A 24,437-nucleotide genomic window follows, 5' to 3' on the forward strand; every position below is an offset into this window, starting at 1 on the left:
TGAGACCGCAAGCCCCTGAATCAAAACCGTAAAGGCGGGAAAATGGCGTCTATCACGATTGTTATTCCGTTCTATCAGAAGCAAACCGGCGTTCTGCTGCGCGCGTTGAAATCGATATCCGGGCAGACATTTCAGGATTTCGATATCCTCATCGTCGACGATGCATCGCCACTTCCGGCAGAAGACGAGCTGCAGTCGCTGAGCAGCGAGGAAAGAAAGCGCATCCGTGTGATCCGTCAGGCCAACGCAGGTCCCGGCGGGGCGCGCAATACCGGCCTTAACAGCGTGCCGGCCGAGAGCCGGTTCGTGGCCTTCCTCGATTCCGATGACGAATGGGCGCCGGAGCATCTCAGCAACGCCTTCGGAACGCTGACCCATTACAATGCCGATTGCTACTGGGACTCCATCGATGGCGGCAAGGAGTTCTATTATCATTTCAGCATCGCCGAACTCGGGAAGTCAGCCGATACGATACGATTGTCGGACAGGCCCGCAGTTGTCGAAATCCCGAACATCGCCAGCGTCATGCTGCAGGACTGGAGCTTTCTGCATATGTCCTGCATGGTGATCGGGCGTCCGCTCTTCGAAAAGATCCGTTTCGAGCCGTCATTGCGGCTGGCGGCAGAGGACGTCCTGTTCTTCTGCGACTGCATTCTCGCAGCCAAGCGGGTATTGCTGTGCGAAAATGCCGGTGCACTGCGTGGCGAAGGCGTGAACATCTTCCACAGCATCGACAATGATTCTCCGCAATTCCTGCGTCAGCAATTCAACACATGGACGGCGCTCAACACGCTGGAGCAGAGATTTTCGCGGCGGCCGCAGGATGTCGAGTCCATCCGTCTCTATAAAAACCGCGCCCGGCGGCAGGCGCTCTGGAGCCAGGCGCGACAGATGCGGCAGCGGCGTATGCCGCAATTTGGACTGCTGGCAAAATGGGCTTTGCGCGACCCGGCGATTTTACAAAGCGTCATGCAGCTTGCCGTGGGCAAACTCGCGCCCTAGATTTTGCAGCGCAGCATGAGCTGCGCATGCCGCATCGAAGAGCCACGGCATGCCCCGCTATCGTTTGGATCAGCAAGGAGTCCTGTATGAAGCCGTTCCACTGGGAATCCACCCATGGCAATTTCGGTGACGATCTCAATCTCTGGCTCTGGGATTTCCTACTTCCCGGCCTTCGCGATGTTCACAAGGAAACATTGCTGGTCGGCGTCGGAACCGTCCTCAACACGGAGATCCTGCCCGCCGAGGGACGCAAACTCGTCATCGGCAGTGGTTTCGGTTATGGCTCCCTTCCCGACATGCGCGACACATCGCAATGGGATATCCGCAGCGTACGCGGCCCGCTGACAGCGGAAAAGGCCGGCTTGCCTGCCACGATGGGCATTGTCGATCCCGCCGTCCTGGTGACGGAAATGCCCGAATTCCAGAACATTTCCAAAAACGGCAAGCGCACCTTCATTCCGCATTGGGAATCGGCTGCCGCCGGGCTCTGGCCTGAAATCTGCAAGACCGTCGGCCTTTCCTATCTCGACCCCCGCGGCGAGGCGAAGACCGTGATCCGCGAGATTGCCGCCTCCGAACTGATCGTTGCGGAATCCATGCACGGCGCCATCCTTGCCGATGCTTTCCGCGTTCCATGGATTGCCGTCAGCTCCTCGCGCTCCATCAACAGCTTCAAATGGAACGACTGGGCCCGCTCGCTCGGCGTCACCTACCAGCCGAAGCACATTCCCGTTTCGACCCGCGCCGAGGCGATCGCCAAGGGCGCGAAGTTCTGGGGCGTCGGCTTCGAGCGCAGCAAGCTGGCAGCAGACGAGCTCGGAAAGCAGCGCTACGGGGAAAACGTGATGCTTGCGGATCCCGAGCAGACCACGCTGCGCGTCATGGCAAAGCAGGCACTTGCCATGCCTTCCGCCCTGGCTCTGTGGCAGGCGAGCAAGGCAAGGCCGCAGCTGAGCAAGGACAGCGCGCTTGCCGCCTGCAAGGAGCGCCTCCTCAACGCAGTCGAAGGCGTTCGCCGCGATTATCTGTAAGCCGCGATACTGCTATTTCGGAGCGGCCTGCAAAAGATAGCGCAGGCCGTTTGCACCGGCATGGGCAATGGGCGCGCCGCTCCGCTTGCGGAAGCGCTCGGTCTTATCAGCCAGAATGCCGCCGGCAATCGCCGGAACGGCGAAGGGATGCGAAAGCGCGTAGACCGCGGCGGACAAGAGCCCCGATTGCGACTTGATGTCGAGGAAATGCCTGAGCTCGTAGCGATCGCGAATATGCTGCTCATGACGGCGGATCACCGCAGCATCTTCTGAAGAAAGCCCGCCCTTGGCAAGAATGGTCCGGTCAGCCTCATAGAGGCGGCGCAAATCCTCTGTCTTGTGCCGGCCGCTCAAGGAATCGCTGCGCACGACCGCGCCGTAACCGCAGCTATGGATGATCTTGTACCGTGCGCGCTTTGCCAGCGCGCGGACGTAAAGGTCATAGTCCTCGCCGAGGCGTAGCGCTTCATTGTAACGCAGGCCATGTGCATCCAGAAAGGAGCGCCGCATCAAGGGCTTCAGGAAGCCGATCTCACCGCGGCGCACGCCGCGCTTGGAAATATTGCCCTCGACGAAAGCAGCAAGATCGAGAAAACGCGGCTTCGCATCGAAATGATCGAGCCGTGCATGCGCGTCAGGAACGGTGTCCGCATTGACGAAGGCGATGTTGTCGGCAACGAAATCCCAATCGTCAGCGGCAAGCAGCGCAGCGAAACGCCCCGGAAAGAAGAAATCGTCGGCATCGAGAATGCCGATCAACGGGGCCTTGGATATCTCGATCGCGTGATTGCGTGCTGCGGCGGGACCACGGTTCTTCTCGAATTCCTGGATCGTCAGCCTGCCGCTGCCGTCATCGGCCTTGGCCGCCGCGGCGGCGGTTCCATCCGTAGAACCGTCGTCGATGACGACGACTTCCGCCACTTCCGGCTCCCGAAGAGCTGAGGCAACGGCCAGCCCGATGGTGTCGCTGGCATTCTTCGCGGCAATGATTACGCAGACACTTTTTTCTGCACTGTCGGTCACGTCAGCCTCCAATGGTTCAGGCGGAGACTTAGGACATGGCTCTGATCCGACAACCGCCGGACCATCAAAAGATCTGATCGCCGATCCGGCTCAGGGCCGGTTCAGGGATTGAACGGCTCCGACCGCTTTAAACTGGAGGCGGACAGACCGGCGACCTTACTGTCCTCCTGGCCCGATGCCGGCACCTTGTCTTCGCTCGACAGGGCCTCGTGCGCCTTGCGCTCTTTCCAGACAAGGTAGAGCACGCCCAGGAAATAGCCGATCTGCAAAAGAACGGCACAGATGACCGTCTCGATCAAAGTGGTCGAAAGCGAGTTCGTCAGAAAATATGTTGCAATGGCAAATACGATCAGCGTGCCCAACATGCTGATGAAAACGCGGGGCGCATACATAATCTACCTCGCCCGCTCTGCCATCATATAAAAAACGATCAAGGTCTTTCCTCCCTTATCAGACCTGAAACTCAAATATATTTTATGATTCATTGAGATTCAACCAAGTCACGATGATCCGTTGCGATTTGAGACGACCCTAATGCCGGGCCTGTTAAAACTACACCTCGATTATAATTACAATTGAATTTGTTCATCTTTCTCTTTGCAATTATATGGAGATGTAATGAAATAATGCAATTTAAGCGAGGCGCGCGGTCAACCGCACCTCTATGGTTTCAGCGTCAATCCAATCAACTTTTATTACAAAGTCCTGAAAAACCAGATCTCAGTATGTGCACCGCAAAATATTGCTGCAGCGCAATATATCCTATGAAGAAATCAGGATGGCATATAGCTGAGGGGAAACCGAACACAGGCTATCGAAGCCGATGATAATGAACAACTTACCGTTCGGTGCCTATAACATCCTTGGAAAGGGTCGACTATGACGCTACAGAGCTGTCAACCGTGCCATTATACGCAACACGATACAGTAGAACCCATCTATAACCGATCACTGATTTAAACCAAGTCACCATTGGTGCGGTAAATATATACCGCCATGTCATATCGCTACAAAAGTTTGGCTTAAAAAGTCCAAATCGGAACCTACACTCCGATCATCCCGGCTCTAATTACGCGTCCGAGAATTTCCGACCAATCGTCAACATGAATGGAGTTTTCTCTATGAAGTCTGCGACGAGATCGGCCACATCGGCTTTTTTCAGCGCCGCGGAAAGCGACGTCTTTCCGCCCACTGGTGGAGTACTGAAGCGCGTTTTCGACGTCTCTACCGCTATGCTCGCTTTGGTTCTCATCAGCCCGCTCTTTCTGATGCTGATGCTGCTGGTAAAACTTACAGACCGCGGCCCCGCTTTCTACGGTCATCGCCGTATCGGCCATAATGGCAAGACCTTCCGTTGCCTGAAGTTCCGCACCATGGTCGTCGATGGCGACAAGGTGCTCCATACCCACCTGCAGGCCAATCCGAAGGCAATGGAAGAGTGGCGCGCAACGCGCAAACTGCAGAACGACCCCCGCGTCACCACCGTCGGTGCCGTCCTGCGCAAACTCAGCCTCGATGAGCTGCCGCAGCTCATCAACATCATCCGCGGCGAAATGAGCGTTGTCGGACCACGCCCGGTCGTGGAAGACGAGCTCGAACGCTACGAGACCGCGGCAATCTATTATCTGCAGTCCCGTCCGGGCCTAACCGGTCTGTGGCAGGTCAGCGGCCGCAACGACGTCTCCTATGAAAGCCGTGTCGCCTTCGACACGCATTATGTGAAGAACTGGTCGCTCAGCAGCGACATGGTGATCATCGCCAAAACCATTCCTGCAGTCTGCCTCTCGCGCGGCAGCTATTGATGATGACTGACAGATACCGCGGGAGGTTTCCTGCGGTTTTCCCGCGTCTTGCGGGTTGCCTACCAATAACAGGGAAGATCCTGCATGATTGAATTTCGGCCTTCCAAGAGGCTTGTACGCGTCAATACATCGCTGCGCTGCGCAACCATCGTTGCTCTCAGCCTTTGCGCAGCTTCCGTCTCGGCCTCGGCCGAAAACCTTCCCGGATATCATCTGGGCGTCATGGACAAGCTGCATGTGCGCGTCGCCGAATGGCAGACCGCCGAAGGCACCGTTCGTGACTGGTCCACCATCTCGGGCGACTACACGGTCGGCCCTTCCGGCTCGATATCCATTCCCTTCATCGGAGATATGCCGGCCGTCGGCAAGACGACCGATCAGATCGCTGACGCCATCGGCCTCGGGCTGCAGAAGCAGTTCGGCCTGCGTGATCGCCCATCAGCTTCCGTTGAAATGTCGCTGTTCCGGCCGATCTACCTTTCGGGAGAAGTGCAGAATCCGGGTGAATATCCGTTCGTACCCAGCCTGACCGTGCTGAAGGCCGTAAGCCTCGGCGGCGGCATGCGCCGTGCCGATGCGGGGCAGCGCTTTGCGCGCGATTTCATCAATGCCAAGGGCGACGCCGTCGTCTATATGGCGGAGCGCAGTCGCCTGTTGATGCGCAAGGCGCGCCTGCTGGCCGAGTTGGCTGGCAAGGATGATATCGATGTGCCGCCAGAGCTCAAGCAATTGCCCCAAACGGCAGATCTGCTCGCAAGCGAGAAAGCGCTGATGGACACGCGCAGCAAGCGCATGAAAACGCAGCTGCAATCCCTGGAAGATTTGAAGGCGCTCTTGCAGAACGAAGTCGAGGCCCTCTCGAAGAAGAACGACACGCAGAGTCGTCAGCTTGATTTGGCCAAGGCCGACCGCGACAAAGTCGAAAGCCTGACCGAGCGCGGGCTGGAGCTTGCCTCTCGCAGGATCTCCGCTGAACAACGTGCCTCGGATCTGGAAGCGACGCTTCTCGATACGGAAACCGCGTCCCTGAAAGCCAAACAGGATATCAACAAGGCCAATCAGGACGAGATTACTCTGCACAACGACTGGCAGAGCTCGTTGGCTCAGGACATGCAGGATACGGACACACAGCTGGAAACGCTGCAGCTCAAGCTGTCGACCAGCCAATCGCTCATGCAGGAAGCCGTGGCCCAATCCGCCGACGCCGGCAACCTCGATCCAAGCGGACCGGGCGTGAGCATCTCCTACACGATCATTCGTGACGAAAACGGCCAGTCGAAGGAAATCCAGGCGCAGGAAAATACGCAGGTACTGCCGGGCGACCTGATCAAGGTCAATACCGGCCTTGCCATCCGATAGGAAAGTCGATGCGGATAGCCAAATCGATCTTTGTGCGTCCAGGCAGCAACGCCACCTATGGCGCGGTGGCGATTGCTCTCTCCTTCTTCGTCTTTGCCTATTCCTCGCGTTTCGGCCAGCCCTCCATTCTGCTCTACTATGCCCTCTGGTTTCCGCTGGTCATGATGGACTACCGGAATGTGCTCGGCAGTTATAACAGACAGCTCTGGCTCTTCGCGTTCGGCGTTTTCACCTGCCTGTCGATCTTCTGGTCGGTCGTCCCCTCCACGACGGCGCGCGCGGCGATCCAGTACATGACGCATATCTTCTGTGCCTTGGTCGCCATGCGCACGCTCGATATCCGCACGCTGACGCGCGGCGCGATCGCGGGCACCGCCATCGTACTCATCTATTCGATATTGTTCGGCTATTACGCCTATGATCCGATCGACGGAAGCTACAGCTTCGTCGGCGCCTTCGATTCCAAGAACCAGCTCGGCTTTTATGCCTCGCTCGGCATCTACTTCGCCTTCGCAGCCGTCTTCGTCCTTGGCGAACGTCGGATCTGGATGCTGGGTGCAGGATTTGCCGGCCTGCTATCCGCCTATTGCCTCCATGCTTCGGCATCGGCAACATCGGTGCTGACGACGGGACTGGTCGTAGCATTATGCATCAGCCTGCGTGTCATCCTGTATCTGTCGCCCAAGCAGCGTAAAAGGCTGTTTGTGACAGCGGCCGTTTCCGGCGTCATCCTTGCAGTTGCCGGCGTTTATCTTGGTGCGGTCGATCTTATTCTCGGTGCCTTTGGCAAGGATTCCACGCTCACCGGGCGTACCTATCTTTGGCAGCAAGGCATTGCTGCTGCGCAGCAGAACCCTTTCTTCGGCGTCGGCTATCAAGCTTACTGGGTCCAGGGTTTCTCGGAGCCCGAGCGACTATGGGACGAGTTTTTTATCGCCTCCCGCGCCGGCTTCCATTTCCACAATACCTATATCGAAACCACGGTCGAAACCGGACTCATCGGCGTCTTCCTGCTCGCCTCGATCCTGCTGACGGCTTTCATCGGCCATATCAGCCGCTTTCTGAGCGACATCAGAAACGATGAATCCTACATTCTTCTGGGTGTCGCGACCCTGTTGCTGATCCGCTCCTTCGTCGAGATCGATATTCTCAATCCGTACCATGTCGGGTCCTTCCTGTTCTACTTCACAGCAGGAAAGCTCTCCATGCGAGCGCGTATGCCAGCGAACACGCCATCGCGGATGGACGAGCAGATACCATTCGCGCCGCCTGTCAACTGGGAGCCGCGAACGGGCCAATGAAGACACTCTACGGCATTCAATATCTCCGTGCCTTCGCCGCGCTCGCCGTAGTGTTCTTTCACGCAGCCGAGCGCAGCGGCGGCCATTTTCGCATCGGAGCCGCGGGCGTCGACGTCTTCTTCGTCATCAGCGGCTTCATCATGTGGACCATGAGCGAGCGCCGGCCGGTGACGCCGCTGCGCTTTGCGCTCGACCGGCTGCAGCGCATCGCGCCATCCTATTGGATCGTGACCGCCATCATGATCGCCGGTGCCGCCATCGGCCTGTTTCCGAACATGAAACTGACGGCAAGTCACATCCTCGGCTCGCTGCTGTTCATTCCCGTTCGCTCGCCAAGCACGAGCGATGGCGAGATTTGGCCGGTTCTGGTGCAGGGATGGACGCTGAATTTCGAGATGTTCTTCTACGTCATCTTCGCGGCTTGCCTGTTTCTGCCGCAGCGGCTGCGGCTTGCCAGCATGACGGTGATCTTTCTCGCCTTCGTTCTCGCCGGCAGCATCATCGATCCACAGTCGCCGCTGCTTTTGACCTATACGCGGCCGATCATCCTGGAATTCGTCGCCGGCGCAATCCTCGGGCGCCTCTGGCTATCCGGACATGTGCCAGGGACAGGCCTCGGCCTTGCCCTGATCGCCGTCGCATTGTCCGGCTTTGCCACGATCCAGATTCTCGGCCTGGACTTCAACGAGGTGACCTGCGGGCCGCTCGCCGTTGCCCTCGTGCTCGGCATGGTGTCGGTGGAGCGTAGCGGCAAGTTGCCCTCCATCCCCCTCCTTACCTATCTCGGCAACAGTTCCTATTCGATCTACCTCTGGCACACATTAGCCATTTCAGTGGTCGTCAAGCTGATGGCGGCGATGCAGATACCCTCCGATGCCATTACCTTCGTCGGCGTCATCGCGGGCACCATTCTCGGCATCTGCGCCTACGAAGCCGTCGAAAAGCCGCTGCGCAATCTTCTGAAGAACCTGAGCTGGCAGAGATCGCGCCCCTCGCCGGCCTGAGGCCCGTGCTCCACACAACCCGTGCGCACACGCTCGCGGATGCTTGACGACACGCCTCGGAAAACATCTCCTAAAGGGCATACCGTCGATTCCGGCGTAGCTTGTGTGGCAGACTGATGCCTGCCTCTGCCTGCGAGCGTCCAAACCGGAGCCTGCCCGGATACGTCGGGTGCCCACGGCGCTCCAAAGTGACCTTCCCTGACGACAAGCATGGCGACAATCGAACGGGATAGCGTCCCGCTCGATTGTCGCTCCATGCCTTGCCCTGTACCTGCTCTAGGCCCGCCGGCGACGCAGCTGATCGAAATAGACGATGACGATGATCAGGACACCGGTGATGATGCGCTGCCAGAAGGAATTCAGGTTCAGCAGGTTGGCGCCGTTGTTGATGGTCGCCAGGATGAAGGCGCCGATTAGCGGGCCATAGACGGTGCCGACTGCGCCGAAGAGGCTGGTTCCGCCGATGACCGACGAGGCGATGGCCTGCAGCTCCCAGCCATCGGCCTGCGTGGCATTGCCGATAGCGATGCGCGATGCAAGCAGAACGCCGACGAAGGCAGCACATGTGCCTGACAGGATATAGGCGAGATAGATCATCCAGTTGACGTTGACGCCGGAAAGCCGGGCCGCCTCGCGATTGGAGCCGACGGCGAAGAGATAGCGGCCCCAGCGGCTGAGATGCAGGAAGATCACGGCCGGGATCGCCACCAGGATCACCATCCAGAACAGGCTCGGTATCCCTAAGAAATCCGAGACGGCGAAATTGGTGAAATCGTCATTGACGATGTTGATCGTCGAACCGTTGGTAATCAGCAGGCCGATGCCGCGAAGCGATGTCAGTGTCGCGAGCGTGATGATGAAGGGCGGCAGGCCCATGCGCACGATCCCGAAACCGTGGAACGCCCCGATCAGGACCCCGAACAGCAAGGTGATGAGGATGGCCGCCCAGACTGGAAACCCGGCCTGCAGGAGCCAGGCGATGATAACAGTGCAGAAGCCGACGATCGCGCCGACGGAAAGGTCGATGCCCGCGGTGATGATGACGAAGGTTTGCCCAAGCGCAAGAATGGCCGTCATCGAGCCCTGACGCATCAGATTGGTGATATTGAGCGGCGTCCAGAACTTGTCGGTCCAGAGTCCAAGCACAATCCACAGTGCCAGCAATAGCAGGATCAGCGTCAAGCTGAAGAGGATGTTCATCTTGCGCCGCGGCGCAACGGTCGGGCCTTCTGTCGTATTCGCGGCCATTTTTGTTCTCCCTCTTTAGACTTGTTTATTGTTCAGACGCCGATCGCCTCGCCGAGGACTTCCTCATGCGTCGCGGCATGGAAATCATGGCTGGCGACCAGCTGGCCGTGGCGGAAGACGTGCAGACGATCGGCGAGTTCGTAGACCTCGGGCAGATAGGAGGAGATAACGATGATGCCGGCGCCGGCGTGCAGCAGCTTGGCAAATAGCCGATAGATCTCCGCCTTGGTTCCGACATCGACGCCGACGGTCGGCTCGTCGAAAATGAAGAGCTTGGCACCGTGACTCAGCCATTTGCCAATGACCACTTTCTGCTGATTACCGCCGGACATGGCGGAAACCAGAACTCGCCGGCTCGGTGTCTTGATGCTGAGATCGCGGATTTGCTTGTCGGCATTGGCCGCTTCGCTCTTGTTATTGATGATCGGACCGCTGCTCAGCCGCCGAAACACCGGCAGATTGATGTTGAGCCCGATCGGCAGATTGAGGCATAGCCCCTGATCACGCCGGCTTTCCGGCGCCAGCGCAATGCCGAGCTCCATCGCATCACGCTCGTTGCGGATGTCGACCTTGCGCCCCTGCCAGTAGATTTCCCCTGCAGAAAGCGGCTGGCGTCCATAAAGACCAAGCGCGAATTCGCTGCGGCCGGCTCCGATCAGCCCGTAAAGGCCGACGATCTCGCCGGCGCGGACGCTGAGCGAAACATTCTCGAAGCCAGGTCCGGAAAGGCCGCGAGCCTCGAGGATGGTATCGCCGATCGGGATGTCCTCCTTGTGGTAGATCTGCTCAATGGAACGATTGATCATCAGCTTGATCAGCTCGTCCTCGTTAGTTTCGGCGATCGTTCGAGTGCCGACATGCGTGCCGTCGCGCAAGACCGAGACGCGATCGGCCAGTTCGAACACCTCTTCCATGCGGTGGCTGATATAGACGATCGTCACGCCCTCGCCCTGCAGGCGGCGGATCAGCTTGAACAGCTGCGCCGATTCCTGGCGGGTGAGATAGGCCGTCGGCTCGTCAAAAATCAGAAATTGCGTGCCGCGCATCGCGGCTCTGGCGGTTGCGACCAGCTGCTGCTGGCCGATCGTGAGCGAGCTCAAAAGTTCGCCGGCCGGCAGTCCGAAGCCGAGATCATCGAGCACGGTCTGCGCCATCGCCACCATCTGCTTCTTGCGCATCAAGCCGAAACGATTGACTTCATCGCCAAGGAAAAGATTGGCAGCGACCGTCAGATGCGGGCAGAGTACCACCTCCTGATGCACCGCATTAATACCGCGGGCGATCGCCTCATTGGGCGTTGCGAGCGCCACAGGATGCCCGCACCAGAAAATCTCGCCCGCCGTCCTGGTGATGACGCCGGTCAGGAGCTTGATGAGCGTCGATTTTCCCGCCCCATTTTCGCCGACGATCGCATGAATCTCCCCGGCCAGAAACGTGACGGTCGCCGGCTTCAGCGCCTCGACGAAGCCATAGCGCTTCTGCAAGCCCTTGAGTTCCAGGATGGGTGAGCCTGGCGGAATGCGGTTTGCTTCCGTCTTGACGGTATCGTCGTGCCGGTGGCTGATTTCTTCAAGGCTCGTCATGAGGTCTCCTCCCTCTCGCATCGCCACGCGACCACCTCGGAGAAGCGGCCAGACGAAAAGGCCGCGCCCGCTTCGCACGGGCGCGGCCTCAAGCCTCACTTGACCTTCGGGTTCAACAGCGCGTCGATCTTCGGATCGCTCATGTTCGCCTTGGTGACGAGGTTGGCGCCGGTGTCGACATTGGCCTCGACCTTTTCCTTCTTGGAAGCAGCGAGCGCCGTCTTGATGCCGTCATAACCCATGCGATACGGGTCCTGCACCACGAGACCGGCAAGAACGCCCGACTTCAGGAAGCCGACCGTCTTGTCGTCATTGTCGAAGCCGATGACCTTGATCTTGTCGCCGAGCTTGTTTTCGGCAATGGCCTGGCCGACGCCCTGGGCCATGATAAGGTTGGAGGCAAAGACGCCGACAAGCTTCGGATTGGCCGTGATCAGGTCCGTCATGATGTTGAGGCCGGTCGTGGCCTGGCCGTCCGCATATTTATCGGCAACGACCTTCAGGCCCGGATATTTGTTCTTGACCTCTTCCAGGAAGCCCTGACGGCGCTGGTCGAGAGAACCGACGCCCGGCAGGCTGGTGATGATGGCGATCTCACCCTCTTCCTTGCCGGTCATGCCCTTGATGGCTGCGGCAAGGCCGTCAGCGGCGATGCGTCCGCCTTGCGTGTTGTCGGTCGTCAGGAACGAGACGAAGGATTTGGAATCGGCGGCAGAGTCGATACCGACGACCGGCACGGACTTGGCGGCTTCATCCACGGGCTTGCCGAGCGCCTTGAATTCGGTCGGCGAAATGACGACGGCGGCCGGCTTGCCGGCAACGGCGTTTTCGAGAATGCTGATCTGGCCGTTGATATCGGATTCCGACTGTGCGCCGAGTTCCGGCACCTTCACACCGAGATCCTTGCCCGCCTGGCGGGCGCCGGCAAGAACGATCTGCCAGTAGAAGGATGTCGTATCCTTGACGATGATCGGGATGGTCACGTCGGCCGCGAAGGACTGCACGGGCATCGCCATCGCTATGATGGCAGCGCCGGCAAGGCCGGTAAAGCTGCGGCGGGACAGAAGTGACTTGGCAATTTTCATCTGCTTCTCCTCTCAACGCGCTCTGTTCTCCTGCACACCCGCCGCTGAACGCTTACGGCTCGGTATCGCAACGCCTTGCGGCATCACGCATCGCGCGGCGGAAAGGCCACCGACGCCAAAACAGGCTTTCCTCCTCTTCGAAGCCGTCTCTCCCGACGGCTCGATAGCTCCCAATCTGCTAGACTCTGACCGCCTCGTCTCCCAACGGCGGCGCAACCACAGTCAAACCTTCGAACTCCGCATAGAGACTGTCGGGAAGCCTTGGCTCCACGAGCTGCATGTTGCGGACAAGACTTTCCGGCTTCGCCGTACCGATCAGCACCGAAGCCACGCAAGGGCTGCGCAGCGGAAACTGAAGCGCCGGCTGGGCAAGCGGCAGACCATGCTTGCGGGCGATCTCCTCCATCGCCCCCACCTTGGCCAGAATATCCGGCGTCGCCGGCAGATAGTCGAAATGCGCGCCGGGCACAGGGCCGGTCGCCAGAATACCGGAGTTAAAGACACCGCCCACGACCAGCGACGTTCCCTTTTTCTCGCAAAGCGGGAGCAGCTCGGCAACCGCGGAACGGTCCAGCAGGGTATAGCGGCCTGCAAGCAGAATGCAGTCGATGTCGGCCGCACTCATCACATCCAGGCAGACCGGCACTTCGTTGACGCCGAGACCATAGGCCTTGATCGCGCCGGACGATTTCAGCTCCTCCAGAGCCTTCAAGCCCGACCCCAGGAGCTGCCCAAGGTAACGCTCGTTCAGCGCCTTGCCGTGGGTATAACCGCCGATGTCGTGGACATAGAGAATGTCGATGCGATTGAGTCCCAGACGGGCATAGCTGAACTCGACCGAGCGCATGATGCCGTCATAGGAATAATCATAATCAGCATCGAAGGGCAGAGGATCGACATAGCCGTAATTCGGCACCTTGTCGGTCGGCACCGGGCGCATGAGACGACCGACCTTCGTCGACAACACATAGCTGTCTTCAGGCTGAGCGCGCAGAAAATCGCCGACGTGGCGCTCGCCGAGGCCGAAGCCATACCAGGGCGCAACATCGAAATAGCGAATGCCGCTATCCCAGGCCGCTTGAAGAGTCGCCATTGCCTGATCGCGCGGACAGGCACGATAAAGACCACCCAGCGCCGCAGCGCCAAAGCTGATCTCCGTGACCTCGAGGCCTGTCCTGCCGATTGTTCTTCTTCGCATCACCTCTCCCTTGTGATGGCCGTCACGCAATTTCAGAAGAGCGCATTTCCGGCGATCTTGGATCCATGTCGAAGTGATCCTAGGCCGGCCGCTCCCATTCCTCCTTCATCATTGGTGGCGGTCAGCTCCCGATAGTCCATCCACCAATTGATTTTGTTTTTTATCTACAATAAACATTTTGGTGTCAACGAGCAAATCGCCTGACGCCTTGGAGGAAGGTGGCCAGTGCGTTCCGTCAACACTCCTGCAATTGACTGCCATTCGATCATGGTTCAGACAGCGCCGCCGGTAAAGAGCGGCGACGATACGCGAGGGGGAAATGGCAAGGCAAAACACGCTCTTCAAGGAGGCGTACAATCGCTATGCGGCGCGCCTGAAGCCCGATACCGAGCTGCCGAGCGAGCCGGAAATCGCCGCCGAACTCGGCGTCAGCCGCAGCACGGCGCGGGCGATCCTCATGCGTCTAAGTGACGCCGGCATCATTCTCTGGAACAAGCGGCAGAAGACGGTTCTGCGCCCGCCGACGGAGGGCGATTTCTTCCCGAAGGAAGAAACCGATTCACTACATGACATCATCGAGCGCAGCTTCATGATGCGCATCATGTCAGACGAAGCCCAGCCCGGCATGCAGATCAACGAGCTGGAACTGGCGCGCGAGATCGGCACCGGCACCTCGGTCGTGCGCGAATTCCTCATTCGTTTCAGCCGCTTCGGCCTGATCGAAAAGCGGCCGAACAGCCATTGGATCCTCAAGGGTTTCACCAGCGAATTTGCGCTTGAGCTCGCCGACGTGCGCGAAATGTTCGAGCTGCATTCAGCCGCCGAATTCGGTCGCCTGCCTGCCAATCATCGCGCCTGGGAGGAACTCAGGGCGATCGAACGGGAACACCACGAGCTGCTCAAGGATTTCGACGCGCATTACCGCGATTTTTCGCGTCTCGACGAAAAGTTTCACCTTCTCATCCATCGCGCCTCGAAGAACCGCTTCATCGCCGATTTCTACGATGTCATCGCCATCATTTTTCACTATCACTATCAGTGGAACAAGGCGTATGCCCGCGAGCGCAACGCCCGCGCCGTAACCGAACACCTCGACTACATCGAAGCCCTGCAATCGCGCGACCAGCGAAGGATCGACGCGGCTTGTCGCCGGCATCTCGCCTCGGCACGCCAGACGCTGCTGCAGTCGATCCCCCAGGGTGCGGGCGAAGTTGCCGGCTCCGTTGCCTGACGGCAAGAGCCGGCTGCTCGCTCACTTTGCAGTGAAGCTCAAGCTTTGGCTGACAAAGCGCGGGGACGAGACTTCGAGCTTGATCGCACCGGCATCTCCGGTTGCCTGCAACCAGAAGCCCGTGGTGCCGCCCTGGAATGCTACCGTCTGCGGTCCGAGGATCTTGCCAGGGCCATCGACCTCGATCGTGATGGCTTCGTTGAGGAAAGCCAGACGCGTGCCGGCCTGATCGAGCGCACGCACGATGACACGCACCGTATCGCGTTCGCCGGCACGCAAGGTATCGGCATCGGCCTCGATCTGCAGCGACGTCGGCAGCGGATTGGCGACCATGTGTTGCTCCACCACTGCCTTGCCATTGATGTAACCAGTGAAATGCACGTCTTCCCACTCCATCCCCCATACGCCGAGCTCGTCCGGAGTGAAGGAACGGTGATCGAAGACGACGGGAGGATGCGGCAGATGCGGGAAGGTCTCGCGGTCCGGGCCGAGACGCTTGGTCAACGAGCCGTAACGCAGCTCGACCTCGTCGCAGTTCGTCAGTACGATCAGCGGCAGGGCGCCGCCGATATTACGCTCGCCCCGCGCCCAGATCGTCACCGGCTTCATCACGATCTCTTCGGAGGGCTCGCATTGGCTGGCATAGACATAGGCTGCGAATTTCGGTTCGCGGAACATGTCCATGACGCCGTGATAGCAGATGCGGTCGCCCGAGCCGAAATCGCTGTGGGTGTTATAGTCGAACATGCACCAGCCGATGGCGCCTGATATCGACGGGTCGCCATAAGCGGCATTCAGGACCTCCAGATGACGGCGCACATGCTCGGCCTGGCGCTGCTCCTGATCGTAGATCTTCGTCGGATACATATGGCCGCCGAATTCGGTGATCAGATAGGGTACGTCCTTGGAAAGACCGGTGTTTTCCTGCTGGTGCCGGAGTGGCGTGCGCGGCCGGTTGGCGCCCGGCAGTTCCTCATTGCCGAGGATGAAATCATTCATCGTGTAGACGTCCTCGAGCATCTCGCTCTCGGTGATGTAGCGAACGCCGCCAGTCTGACGCGTCGGGTCGAGCTCGCGTGCCAGGCGGTTCGTCTCGGCATAGAAGTCATGGGAATCCTGGGACTCGTTGATGCGCACGCCCCAGATGACGATCGAAGGATGGTTCCAGTCGCGCTCGATCATGCGACGCACGTTGCGGATCGATTCCTGCTGCCACTCCTCATCGCCGATATGCTGCCAGCCGGGGATTTCCTCGAAGACCAGAAGGCCGATGCGGTCGCAATGATCGAGGAACCATTTCGACTGCGGATAGTGCGAGGTGCGCACGATATTGCATTTCAGCGTGCGCTTCATGATTTCGGCGTCGCGCTCCTGGGCCGAACGGCCCATCGCATAACCGACGTAGGGGAAAGCCTGATGGCGATTGAGGCCGCGCAGCTTCAGCTTCCTGCCGTTCAGCAGGAAGCCTTCCGCTGTGAAACTCGCCGTACGGAAGCCGAATGTCGTGGCAAGACGGTCCATCCCGAGATCGCTTGTAAGCTCCACCTCGGCCGAATAGAGGACGGGATTGTCGAGGTCCCAAAGCGAAAGGCCTGCAAGACCAGCGAAGCTGAGCTTCACGCTTTCACCTGATGTGTCAGCTTCACCCGAAGCGATGGCTGCCCCGTCGGCAGATCGAAGCGTAACTTTCACGTTGCCTTTGAATGCAAGATTTTGCGGATTGGAGATGTCGCAGCGCACCGTCGCGGATTTACGGTCCGAAAGGACATCTGTCGTTTCGATCTTGACGTTGGCGACCGAGACGGGAGCGGCAACCTTCAGCCAGACATCGCGATAGATCCCCGCATAGGTGAGATAGTCTATCCGGCCACCGAAAGGCGGGATCTCAGGATTCTCGCTGCCATCAATCTTGACCGTAATCAGGTTCTCGCCCTTGCGCAGCCGTTCGGTCAGGCGCGCCTCGAAAGGCGTATAGCCGTCCTTGTGGGCAACGATCTCCTCGCCGTTCAGGTACACGACGACGTCGGCCATGGCGGCATCGAAGATCAGCGATACTTCGCGCCCCGCGAAGGTCTCATCCCAGTTGATGATCTTCTGATAGGTGAAGGCGCGATGATAGGATTTCTCGTCGAAATAGTTGAAAGGCAGTTCGACGGCAGTATGGGGGAGCGTGACACTCTGTCCTTCCTGCGGGCGGCCGATAGTCTCAGGCGAAAAACCTTCATGAAACGTCCAGGATTCGTTGAAGGCGACAACAGAACGCATATTCAATCCTATCGATTAAGCCCGTCGCATCGGATGACGAACAGATGTTGCTGGGAAGTCAGGCGCGCGGCGAGGCAGGCGGGACGCCGCGGGGCGATATCTATACAGGCTCGCCGCCGTTGCGCAATGCGACCGGTTGGCGGATTTCCATTTTCAAGACAAGCAAGCGATAGCAGGGATGCCGACCTATCACGGATCTATCGGTTCCGTGCATTCTTCGTCTCCTCCACCGGGCTGCGCACCGCGGCATACATGCCGGTTGTGCGAAACTCCGTCGGATTGATGCCGTAGATGCGGCGGAACACCTTCGAGAAATAATTGGCATCGTCGAAGCCGGACATGATCGCAACTTCCTTGACCGGAATGAAGGCGGCCTTCGTCAGCAGCTTCGCCGCGCGCTGCATGCGCTGCTGCAACACGAATTCCGCCGGCGGCACGCCTTCGCTCTCGGCAAAGATTCGCGAAAAATGCGCGCGGCTGAGGCCGCTTACCTTGGCAAGCTCGCCTACCGGCAGCGGCTTGTCGAGATTGGCATTGATATGATCGATGACGATCTGCATGACGGAACGATCGGCCGCAAAGGCATGCGAGCCGAAGACGTCGTCATAAAGTACCATGGCCGCCTCATAGGCGATGGCCGAGGCCGAGGCCGGCGTCTTGGCACCCTTGACCAGCCGCAGGCTGCAATCGGCCAGATGATCGATGGTCGCCTGCTGCAGCTTCAGGACGGGACCGGCCGCAGCCAGGATCAGGCGATGGATGCGCAGCGCCTCCTCGCCATTCATGGAGATCCAGAAATACTCCCAGCGCTCCCCCTTCTCCAGCCAGTAGCGATGATTGTGCGGCACCAGCACCAGAAGCGTATCGCCGGTATCCACGCGATAGTTGCGGCTCTCATAGCGCAATCGCCCGGTGCCGCTGATCGTGTGCTGCAGCACCGTGAACGGCGTCTGGCCGCGCCGGCGCCCATCCCAATCATAGGATTCGTCCTGCCTGATTTCATAGCCGGCACTCGTCGGCATGGCATGCAGTCGGTGGCGTCCACGCGGCAGGGAAACCGTCCGCATGACCTGTCCGTTATCAATCAATTCCTGCAGCACAAAATTACCCTCAAAAGCATAATAGTTCTCTGGTCGCCTCGGTGATTATAGGCATAATCCCGCCAGAAAACAGCGCTTGACCGCCGAAGAGGACCGGCGATTGGAGGAAAAGCCACGATTTCGGCCTGTCTCGCAACCGATGCGATCATGGGCCGAAAAATGCTGTTGTCTCCCTGCCGCTGCGCGTTCGACCGACTTGAAGGTGAGGATCATGAGTTTCAAAATCGCTATTATCGGCGCTGGCAGCGTCGGCTTCACGAAAAAGCTGTTCACCGACATTCTCTGCGTGCCGGAGTTCCGCGACGTCGAATTCGCGCTGACGGACATGAGTGAGCACAATCTGACGATGATCAAGGCGATCCTCGACCGGATCGTCGAGTCCAACAAGCTGCCGACGCGCGTCACCGCCACCACGGATCGCCGCAAGGCGCTGGAAGGAGCGCGCTACATTATCAGCTGCGTGCGCGTCGGCGGCCTGGAAGCTTACGCCGAGGATATCCGCATTCCGCTGAAATACGGCATCGACCAGTGCGTCGGCGATACGATCTGCGCCGGCGGCATTCTCTATGGCCAGCGCAACATTCCGGTCATCCTCGATTTCTGCAAGGATATCCGCGAAGTTGCCGAGAGCGGTGCCAAGTTCCTGAACTATGCCAACCCGATGGCAATGAACACCTGGGCGGCCATCGAATACGGCAAGGTCGACACGATCGGTCTCTGCCACGGTGTGCAGCATGGCGCTGAACAGATCGCCGAGGTTCTTGGCGCCAAGGACAAGAGCGAACTCGACTATATCTGCTCGGGCATCAACCACCAGACCTGGTTCGTCGATCTGCGCCTCAACGGCCGCAAGATCGGCAAGGACGAGCTGATCGCCGCCTTCGAGGCGCATCCGGTCTTCTCGCAGCAGGAAAAGCTGCGCATCGACGTGCTGAAACGCTTCGGTGTCTATTCGACCGAGAGCAACGGCCACCTGTCCGAATACCTGCCCTGGTATCGCAAGCGTCCCGACGAGATCAACAAATGGATCGACATGTCGGACTGGATCCATGGCGAGACCGGCGGCTATTTGCGTCACTCCACCGAGACGCGCAACTGGTTCGAGACGGAATTCCAGCAGATCCTCGACAGCGCCTCCCAGCCGATCGATGCCAGCAGACGCTCCAACGAGCATGCCAGCCACATTCTCGAAGCGCTGGAGACCAACCGCGTCTATCGCGGCCATTTCAACGTCAAGAACAATGGCGTCATTACCAACCTGCCTGCCGATGCCATCATCGAGTCGCCAGGTTTCGTCGACCGCTTCGGTATCAACATGGTGGCTGGCATCACGCTGCCCGAAGCCTGCGCCGCCACCTGCATGTCCTCGATCAACGTTCAGCGCATGTCGGTCCATGCCGCCATTAGCGGCGATATCGATCTTTTGAAGCTCGCCGTCCTGCACGACCCGTTGGTCGGCGCCGTCGCCACACCGGAGGAGGTCTGGCAGATGGTCGACGAAATGGTCGTCGCGGAAGCGCGCTGGCTGCCGCAATACGCCCATGCTGTGGACGAGGCGAAGGAGCGCCTGTCGCGCGGCAAGGTCAAGACGCGCGATTGGAAGGGTGCGGCCAGCCGCAATGTCCGTTCGATCGAGGAGCTGCGTGCAGAAAAAGCCGCCCTGAAACAGGCTGGCTGATGCAAATGCGGATCGGAAGATAAGGGCTGCGGCGAGGTTCTAGGGGATATTCCGCCGCAGCATCCATCTTCCGCTTCAATGGAGGAACGCGGGGCCTCGAACGGAACGCTCGCGATTTTGGGAGAGAGAACAAGATGAGACATTTTCGACCGATCGGCCTTCTCGCCGCGTTGACGATTGCCACATCCGCGATCGCCATCAGCGCCTATGCTGCCGAGCCGACAGTGCCACCCGTGCCACCGGTCTTCCCGGCGGAAGGAAAGATCAAATATGTCGAGCGCAGCTCCATTCTGGAGTTCAAGGCGCTGCCCGAATATCACGAGCCTTCCTGGGTGACCGACAATTTCGTCAAGACCGGCAAGCTGCCGCCCGTCAAGGATCGCCTGCCGAAAGAGCCGCTGGTCTTCAAGACCGGCAACATGCCCGACGGCATCGGCGTCTATGGCGACACGCTGCGTCATGTCATCGGCGGCCGTCCGGAAGGCTGGAACTATGGCGCCGGCCAGACTCAGGGCTGGGGCGGCATCGACATCGGATTGTCCGAGTGCCTGACGCGCACAGCACCGCTCTTCCAGGTGCAGGCAAAGGATACCGAGCCGCTGCCGAACCTTGCCAAGGGCTGGGAATGGTCGCCGGATGGTCATAAGCTCACCATGCACTTGATCGAAGGGGCGAAATGGTCCGATGGCGTGCCCTTCAACGCCGACGACATCATGTTCTATTGGGAAGACGAGGTCATCGATCCGAACGTCTCGCCGCTCGGCGGCGGCGCATCGCCGGAAGCCTTCGGTGAGGGAACAACGCTGAAGAAGGTCGACGACTACACGATCGAATGGACCTTCAAGGACGCCTTCCCGAAGCAATATCTCTACACGATGGCCTACCCGAACTTCTGCCCGGGTCCGTCGCATATTCTGAAGCCGCAGCATCCAAAATATTCGAAGAACACCTACGACCAGTTCAAGAACGCCTTCCCGCCGGAATACATGAACATTCCGGTGATGGGCGCCTGGGTGCCGGTCGAATATCGCTCCGACGATATCATCGTCATGCGCCGCAACCCCTATTATTGGAAGGTCGACGAGAAGGGCAATCAGCTGCCGTACCTCAACGAGCTGCACTACAAGCTCTCGACCTGGGCCGACCGCGACGTGCAGGCCGTTGCCGGCTCCGCCGATCTTTCGAACCTTGAGCAGCCGGAAAACTTCGTCGCCTCGCTGAAGCGTGCGGCGCAGCCCGATGCTCCAGCTCGTCTCGCCTTCGGTCCCCGCCTCATCGGCTATAACCTGCAGATGAATTTCTCGGCCAATGGCTGGGGCAATCCAGATGATCGCGCACAGGCCGTGCGCGAGCTCAACCGCAACGAGGATTTCCGTAAGGCCGTGACCATGGCGCTCGATCGCAAGGCGCTCGGGGAATCGCTGGTCAAGGGGCCGTTCACGGCGATTTATCCCGGCGGCCTGTCTTCGGGCAGCAGCTTCTATGATCGCAATTCCACGGTCTACTATCCGTTCGATCTCGCCGCAGCCAAGGCCGAGCTTGCCAAGGCCGGGCTCAAGGACACCGACGGCGACGGCATCGTCAACTTCCCGGCCGGCGTCAATGGCGGCAAGGATGTCGAGATCACGCTTCTCGTCAGCAGCGACTACACCACCGACAAGAGCCTTGCCGAAGGTGTCGTCAGCCAGATGGAGAAGCTCGGACTTCGGGTGATCATAAACTCGCTCGTCGGGCCGAAGCGCGACGATGCCAACTATAGCGGCCGTTTCGACTGGATGGTCCGCCGCAACAGTACAGAACTTGCCTCGGTCGTGCAGAATACGGAACAGCTTGCGCCGGTCGGCCCGCGCACCAGCTGGAACCACCGCGCCCCGGAAAGCGGTCAGCTGGACCTGATGCCCTTCGAAAAGGACATGGTCGATATCGTCAACAAGTTCACGACGTCGAAGGACAATGACGAGCGCGTGGCTCTGATGAAGCAGTTCCAGAAGCTCTCGACCGGGCATCTCTACAATATCGGCCTGACCGAATATCCCGGTGCGCTTATCATCAACAAGCGCTTCTCCAACGTTCCTCCGGGCACGCCGATCTTCCTGTTCAACTGGGCGGAAGATTCGATCATCCGCGAGCGCCTGTGGGTGGCTGCGGACAAGCAGGGCAAATACGAGCTGTTCCCGCAGCAGCTTCCGGGTGCCCCGGGCAGCGCCGGCCCGATCAAATAAGGTCATATGAAGCACCCCCTGGCGGCCGGCATGAGGCCAGCTGCCAGGGGATCTGAAACATCCAGCGATGAGCTATCGCCGGGAAAAGTGAACCGCCGGTGCATGTCATTCCAACGGAATGCAATTGTCGCCCGCATCAAGAGAAGCGAACCGTTCCATGTTGCGATTCCTGCTCGTGCGCATAGCCTCCGCGATCCCCGTGCTCCTTATTTTGAGCGTGGTGACGTTTGCCATCATCCAGGCACCGCCGGGCGACTATGCCGATTACATCCGCTCGCAGCTGATGAACCAGGGCGGCGCGTCCTTCGAGCAGGCCGATGCACAGGCGCAGGCCTATCGCAAGGAACACGGCCTCGATAAGCCGATGGTCGTTCAGTATTTCAACTGGATCGGCGGCATCGTCACCAGGGGCGATTTCGGCTACAGCATGGTCTACAACAAGCCGGTGGCCGATGTCGTCGGCGAACGCCTGCCACGCACGCTTGCCCTGGCACTGGTCTGCCACATCCTCGCCTCCATTCTCGGCATCGGCTTCGGCATCTGGGCGGCGACCCGGCAATATAGCTGGATCGACAATCTGCTCGCCGGCGTCTCCTTCCTCGGCATGACGGTGCCGCGCTTCCTGATGGCGCTGATCATCGTCTACATCCTCGTCTTCCAGCTCAATGTCTCGGAGATCGGCAGCTTCTTCTCGCCGCAATATGGCGGAGCGCCCTGGTCCTGGGGCAAGTTCGTCGATCTCGTCAAACACGTCTGGCCGGTCGTCGCGATCGCCACCTTCGGCGGGCTTGCCTACAACATGCGCATCATGCGCGGCAATCTGCTCGATACGCTGAATGCCCAATATGTAGAGACGGCGCGGGCCAAGGGCCTATCCGGCGGCGCCGTCGTCATGCGCCATGCCGTGCCGAACGCGCTGCATCCGCTCATCATGTATCAGGGTGTGGTTCTGCCCTACATGCTCACGGGCGAGATCGAAACCGCGATCATCTTCACCCTGCCAACCGTAGGCCCGGCGATCGTAGGCTCTATGGCGGTCGGCGACGTCTATGTGACGGCAACCTTCATGATGGTGCTCTCGGCCACCCTCATCGTCGGCAACATCATCGCCGATGTCCTGCTTGCCCTGCTCGATCCCCGTGTGCGTCAACAGGGAGGGATCTACTAATGCTCGCCTTCAGCAACTCCCCGCCCCCGCCCGAAGAGAAGATCCAGCGCAAGAGCGGCAACGAGAGCTATATCGCGCTGGTCTGGCGCCGCCTGAAGCGCTCCTGGACCGGCATGGGTGGCCTCACCCTCGTCATTCTGCTGCTATTGATGGCGATCTTCGCCGAGTTCGTCGCGCCGCTCGATCCGAAGGCGACCGATACCGGCTTTGCGCCGCCGCAGGTCATCAGCTTTCACGACAAGGACGGCAATTTCGTCTTCCAGCCTCGGGTCTATGCGCTTACCGAAACCAGCGATCTCGATCCCGTCACCTTCCAGCCGATCGTCGGACCGGACTACGACCATCCGCGCCTGCTGGGCTTCTTCGTCAAGGGAGACCCCTATTATCTCTTCGGCCTGATCCCCGGTAACCGCCATCTCTTCGGCACGACCGACGGCGGACCGGTGCATTTCCTTGGCACTGACAAATTCGGCCGGGATGTGTTGTCGCGCGCCATCTACGGCTCGCGCATCTCGCTGATGATCGCGCTGACGGTCGTTGCCATCGTCACTATCGTCGGGACAACGGTCGGCATGATATCGGGCTATTTCGGCGGCACGCTCGACGCCTGGATCCAGCGTTTCGTCGAGGTGGTGCTCGCTTTCCCGCAATTGCCGCTCTATCTGGCGCTGACCTCGCTGATCCCGGTGACGGCGCCGACCAACGTCTTCCTCGCCTTCGTCATCATCGTCATGTCGGCGCTCGGCTGGGCGCAGATGTCGCGCGAGGTGCGTGGCAAGACCCTGGCGCTGGCGCGGATCGACTATGTCCGGGCTGCCATGGCAGTCGGCGCGACTGACCGACGCATCATCCTGCAGCATATCTTCCCGAACGTCATGAGCCACGTGATCGTCACGGTGACGCTGGCAATCCCGAGCGTGGTGCTCTTGGAGTCCTTCCTCGGTTTCCTCGGCTTTGCCGTCAAGCCGCCGCTGATCTCATGGGGCCTGATGCTGCAGGACACCTCGACCTATTCGGTCATAGGTTCCTATCCCTGGATTCTCTCACCCGTCGCCTTCGTTCTCGTCACCGTCTTCGCCTTCAATGCGCTGGGCGATGGACTGCGCGACGCAATCGACCCCTATTGAGAGGAGAACG

General features: G+C 59.4%; 19 protein-coding genes. 11 read left to right on the plus strand and 8 right to left on the minus strand.

From position 1 onward, the window contains the following. Positions 1-42 precede the first annotated feature (42 nt). Both GA0061103_RS03285 and GA0061103_RS03290 read left to right on the plus strand, forming a co-directional pair. Entirely contained in the window at positions 43-1,002 is a 960-nt protein-coding gene (locus GA0061103_RS03285) for a glycosyltransferase family 2 protein (RefSeq protein ID WP_092707035.1), read from the plus strand. A gap of 86 nt (positions 1,003-1,088) precedes the next feature. Continuing rightward, complete coding sequence (locus GA0061103_RS03290; protein ID WP_092707037.1) at positions 1,089-2,033, plus strand: polysaccharide pyruvyl transferase family protein; 945 nt, start codon at positions 1,089-1,091, stop codon at positions 2,031-2,033. Positions 2,034-2,045: 12 nt separating this feature from the next. On the opposite strand, the gene GA0061103_RS03295 is transcribed toward GA0061103_RS03290, so the two are convergent. Together GA0061103_RS03295 and GA0061103_RS03300 are read right to left on the minus strand one after the other, a co-directional pair. Continuing rightward, positions 2,046-3,056, minus strand: coding sequence for a glycosyltransferase family 2 protein (locus tag GA0061103_RS03295; RefSeq protein ID WP_092707039.1), 1,011 nt, complete (start codon positions 3,054-3,056; stop codon positions 2,046-2,048). A gap of 101 nt (positions 3,057-3,157) precedes the next feature. Next, positions 3,158-3,448, minus strand: coding sequence for an exopolysaccharide production repressor protein (locus tag GA0061103_RS03300; protein WP_092707041.1), 291 nt, complete (start codon positions 3,446-3,448; stop codon positions 3,158-3,160). Positions 3,449-4,177: 729 nt separating this feature from the next. Here GA0061103_RS03300 and GA0061103_RS03305 point away from each other — a divergent pair. The 4 genes from GA0061103_RS03305 to GA0061103_RS03320 all read left to right on the plus strand — a co-directional run bounded on the left by GA0061103_RS03305 (position 4,178) and on the right by GA0061103_RS03320 (position 8,522). After that, a complete protein-coding gene (locus GA0061103_RS03305; protein ID WP_092707043.1) occupies positions 4,178-4,858 on the plus strand; it encodes a sugar transferase in 681 nt (226 codons plus the stop codon). Positions 4,859-4,942: 84 nt separating this feature from the next. Beyond that, the gene (locus GA0061103_RS03310; RefSeq protein ID WP_092707045.1) at positions 4,943-6,217 is read left to right on the plus strand and encodes a polysaccharide biosynthesis/export family protein; all 1,275 of its coding nucleotides are present in this window, start codon (positions 4,943-4,945) and stop codon (positions 6,215-6,217) included. 8 nt (positions 6,218-6,225) lie between these two features. Beyond that, entirely contained in the window at positions 6,226-7,518 is a 1,293-nt protein-coding gene (locus tag GA0061103_RS03315; RefSeq protein ID WP_092707047.1) for an O-antigen ligase family protein, read from the plus strand. Further along, positions 7,515-8,522: an acyltransferase family protein gene (locus tag GA0061103_RS03320; RefSeq protein WP_092707049.1), complete on the plus strand. Its 1,008-nt coding sequence runs from the start codon at positions 7,515-7,517 to the stop codon at positions 8,520-8,522. The genes GA0061103_RS03315 and GA0061103_RS03320 overlap by 4 nt, the downstream gene beginning before the upstream one ends. Positions 8,523-8,798: 276 nt before the next feature. Here GA0061103_RS03320 and GA0061103_RS03325 read toward each other — a convergent pair whose 3' ends face one another. From GA0061103_RS03325 to GA0061103_RS03340, 4 genes are all read right to left on the minus strand, one after another. Continuing rightward, positions 8,799-9,770: an ABC transporter permease gene (locus tag GA0061103_RS03325; RefSeq protein WP_092707051.1), complete on the minus strand. Its 972-nt coding sequence runs from the start codon at positions 9,768-9,770 to the stop codon at positions 8,799-8,801. Between the two features lie 32 nt (positions 9,771-9,802). Beyond that, the gene (locus tag GA0061103_RS03330; protein ID WP_092707053.1) at positions 9,803-11,353 is read right to left on the minus strand and encodes a sugar ABC transporter ATP-binding protein; all 1,551 of its coding nucleotides are present in this window, start codon (positions 11,351-11,353) and stop codon (positions 9,803-9,805) included. A gap of 95 nt (positions 11,354-11,448) precedes the next feature. Next, the gene (locus GA0061103_RS03335; RefSeq protein WP_092707055.1) at positions 11,449-12,438 is read right to left on the minus strand and encodes an ABC transporter substrate-binding protein; all 990 of its coding nucleotides are present in this window, start codon (positions 12,436-12,438) and stop codon (positions 11,449-11,451) included. Positions 12,439-12,616: 178 nt separating this feature from the next. Then, positions 12,617-13,636, minus strand: a complete 1,020-nt coding sequence (locus GA0061103_RS03340; RefSeq protein ID WP_092707057.1) for an aldo/keto reductase — start codon at positions 13,634-13,636, stop codon at positions 12,617-12,619. 319 nt (positions 13,637-13,955) lie between these two features. Here GA0061103_RS03340 and GA0061103_RS03345 point away from each other — a divergent pair, with 319 nt between their 5' ends. After that, entirely contained in the window at positions 13,956-14,867 is a 912-nt protein-coding gene (locus tag GA0061103_RS03345; RefSeq protein ID WP_092707059.1) for a GntR family transcriptional regulator, read from the plus strand. Positions 14,868-14,888: 21 nt separating this feature from the next. Here GA0061103_RS03345 and GA0061103_RS03350 read toward each other — a convergent pair whose 3' ends face one another. Together GA0061103_RS03350 and GA0061103_RS03355 are read right to left on the minus strand one after the other, a co-directional pair. After that, entirely contained in the window at positions 14,889-17,132 is a 2,244-nt protein-coding gene (locus GA0061103_RS03350; RefSeq protein WP_092707061.1) for a glycoside hydrolase family 2 protein, read from the minus strand. Positions 17,133-17,329: 197 nt separating this feature from the next. After that, on the minus strand, positions 17,330-18,232 hold the full coding sequence (locus GA0061103_RS03355) for a helix-turn-helix transcriptional regulator (RefSeq protein WP_092707063.1): 903 nt from the start codon (positions 18,230-18,232) through the stop codon (positions 17,330-17,332). A 211-nt stretch (positions 18,233-18,443) separates the two neighbouring features. Between GA0061103_RS03355 and melA the strand changes: the two genes are divergently transcribed. From melA to GA0061103_RS03375, 4 genes are all read left to right on the plus strand, one after another. Continuing rightward, positions 18,444-19,910, plus strand: a complete 1,467-nt coding sequence (melA, locus tag GA0061103_RS03360; RefSeq protein WP_092707065.1) for an alpha-glucosidase/alpha-galactosidase — start codon at positions 18,444-18,446, stop codon at positions 19,908-19,910. Between the two features lie 134 nt (positions 19,911-20,044). Continuing rightward, positions 20,045-22,132, plus strand: coding sequence for an ABC transporter substrate-binding protein (locus tag GA0061103_RS03365; protein ID WP_092707067.1), 2,088 nt, complete (start codon positions 20,045-20,047; stop codon positions 22,130-22,132). Between the two features lie 157 nt (positions 22,133-22,289). After that, entirely contained in the window at positions 22,290-23,300 is a 1,011-nt protein-coding gene (locus GA0061103_RS03370) for an ABC transporter permease (RefSeq protein WP_092707069.1), read from the plus strand. Then, on the plus strand, positions 23,300-24,427 hold the full coding sequence (locus GA0061103_RS03375) for an ABC transporter permease (RefSeq protein WP_092707071.1): 1,128 nt from the start codon (positions 23,300-23,302) through the stop codon (positions 24,425-24,427). Before GA0061103_RS03370 ends, GA0061103_RS03375 begins: the two co-directional genes overlap by 1 nt. Positions 24,428-24,437: the final 10 nt, after the last annotated feature.

Source organism: Martinezella multihospitum, from assembly GCF_900094585.1.
In the GTDB taxonomy this organism is placed as follows: Bacteria; Pseudomonadota; Alphaproteobacteria; order Rhizobiales; family Rhizobiaceae; genus Rhizobium; species Rhizobium multihospitium.

Bases quoted from the DNA above. Each gene is read 5' to 3' on its own strand.
- GA0061103_RS03285 (WP_092707035.1), top strand. From the start codon at position 43: ATGGCGTCTATCACGATTGTTATTCCGTTCTATCAGAAGCAAACCGGC.
- GA0061103_RS03290 (WP_092707037.1), top strand. From the start codon at position 1,089: ATGAAGCCGTTCCACTGGGAATCCACCCATGGCAATTTCGGTGACGAT.
- GA0061103_RS03300 (WP_092707041.1), bottom strand. From the start codon at position 3,448: ATGTATGCGCCCCGCGTTTTCATCAGCATGTTGGGCACGCTGATCGTA.
- GA0061103_RS03305 (WP_092707043.1), top strand. From the start codon at position 4,178: ATGAAGTCTGCGACGAGATCGGCCACATCGGCTTTTTTCAGCGCCGCG.
- GA0061103_RS03310 (WP_092707045.1), top strand. From the start codon at position 4,943: ATGATTGAATTTCGGCCTTCCAAGAGGCTTGTACGCGTCAATACATCG.
- GA0061103_RS03315 (WP_092707047.1), top strand. From the start codon at position 6,226: ATGCGGATAGCCAAATCGATCTTTGTGCGTCCAGGCAGCAACGCCACC.
- GA0061103_RS03320 (WP_092707049.1), top strand. From the start codon at position 7,515: ATGAAGACACTCTACGGCATTCAATATCTCCGTGCCTTCGCCGCGCTC.
- GA0061103_RS03325 (WP_092707051.1), bottom strand. From the start codon at position 9,770: ATGGCCGCGAATACGACAGAAGGCCCGACCGTTGCGCCGCGGCGCAAG.
- GA0061103_RS03330 (WP_092707053.1), bottom strand. From the start codon at position 11,353: ATGACGAGCCTTGAAGAAATCAGCCACCGGCACGACGATACCGTCAAG.
- GA0061103_RS03335 (WP_092707055.1), bottom strand. From the start codon at position 12,438: ATGAAAATTGCCAAGTCACTTCTGTCCCGCCGCAGCTTTACCGGCCTT.
- GA0061103_RS03340 (WP_092707057.1), bottom strand. From the start codon at position 13,636: ATGCGAAGAAGAACAATCGGCAGGACAGGCCTCGAGGTCACGGAGATC.
- GA0061103_RS03345 (WP_092707059.1), top strand. From the start codon at position 13,956: ATGGCAAGGCAAAACACGCTCTTCAAGGAGGCGTACAATCGCTATGCG.
- GA0061103_RS03350 (WP_092707061.1), bottom strand. From the start codon at position 17,132: ATGCGTTCTGTTGTCGCCTTCAACGAATCCTGGACGTTTCATGAAGGT.
- melA (WP_092707065.1), top strand. From the start codon at position 18,444: ATGAGTTTCAAAATCGCTATTATCGGCGCTGGCAGCGTCGGCTTCACG.
- GA0061103_RS03365 (WP_092707067.1), top strand. From the start codon at position 20,045: ATGAGACATTTTCGACCGATCGGCCTTCTCGCCGCGTTGACGATTGCC.
- GA0061103_RS03370 (WP_092707069.1), top strand. From the start codon at position 22,290: ATGTTGCGATTCCTGCTCGTGCGCATAGCCTCCGCGATCCCCGTGCTC.
- GA0061103_RS03375 (WP_092707071.1), top strand. From the start codon at position 23,300: ATGCTCGCCTTCAGCAACTCCCCGCCCCCGCCCGAAGAGAAGATCCAG.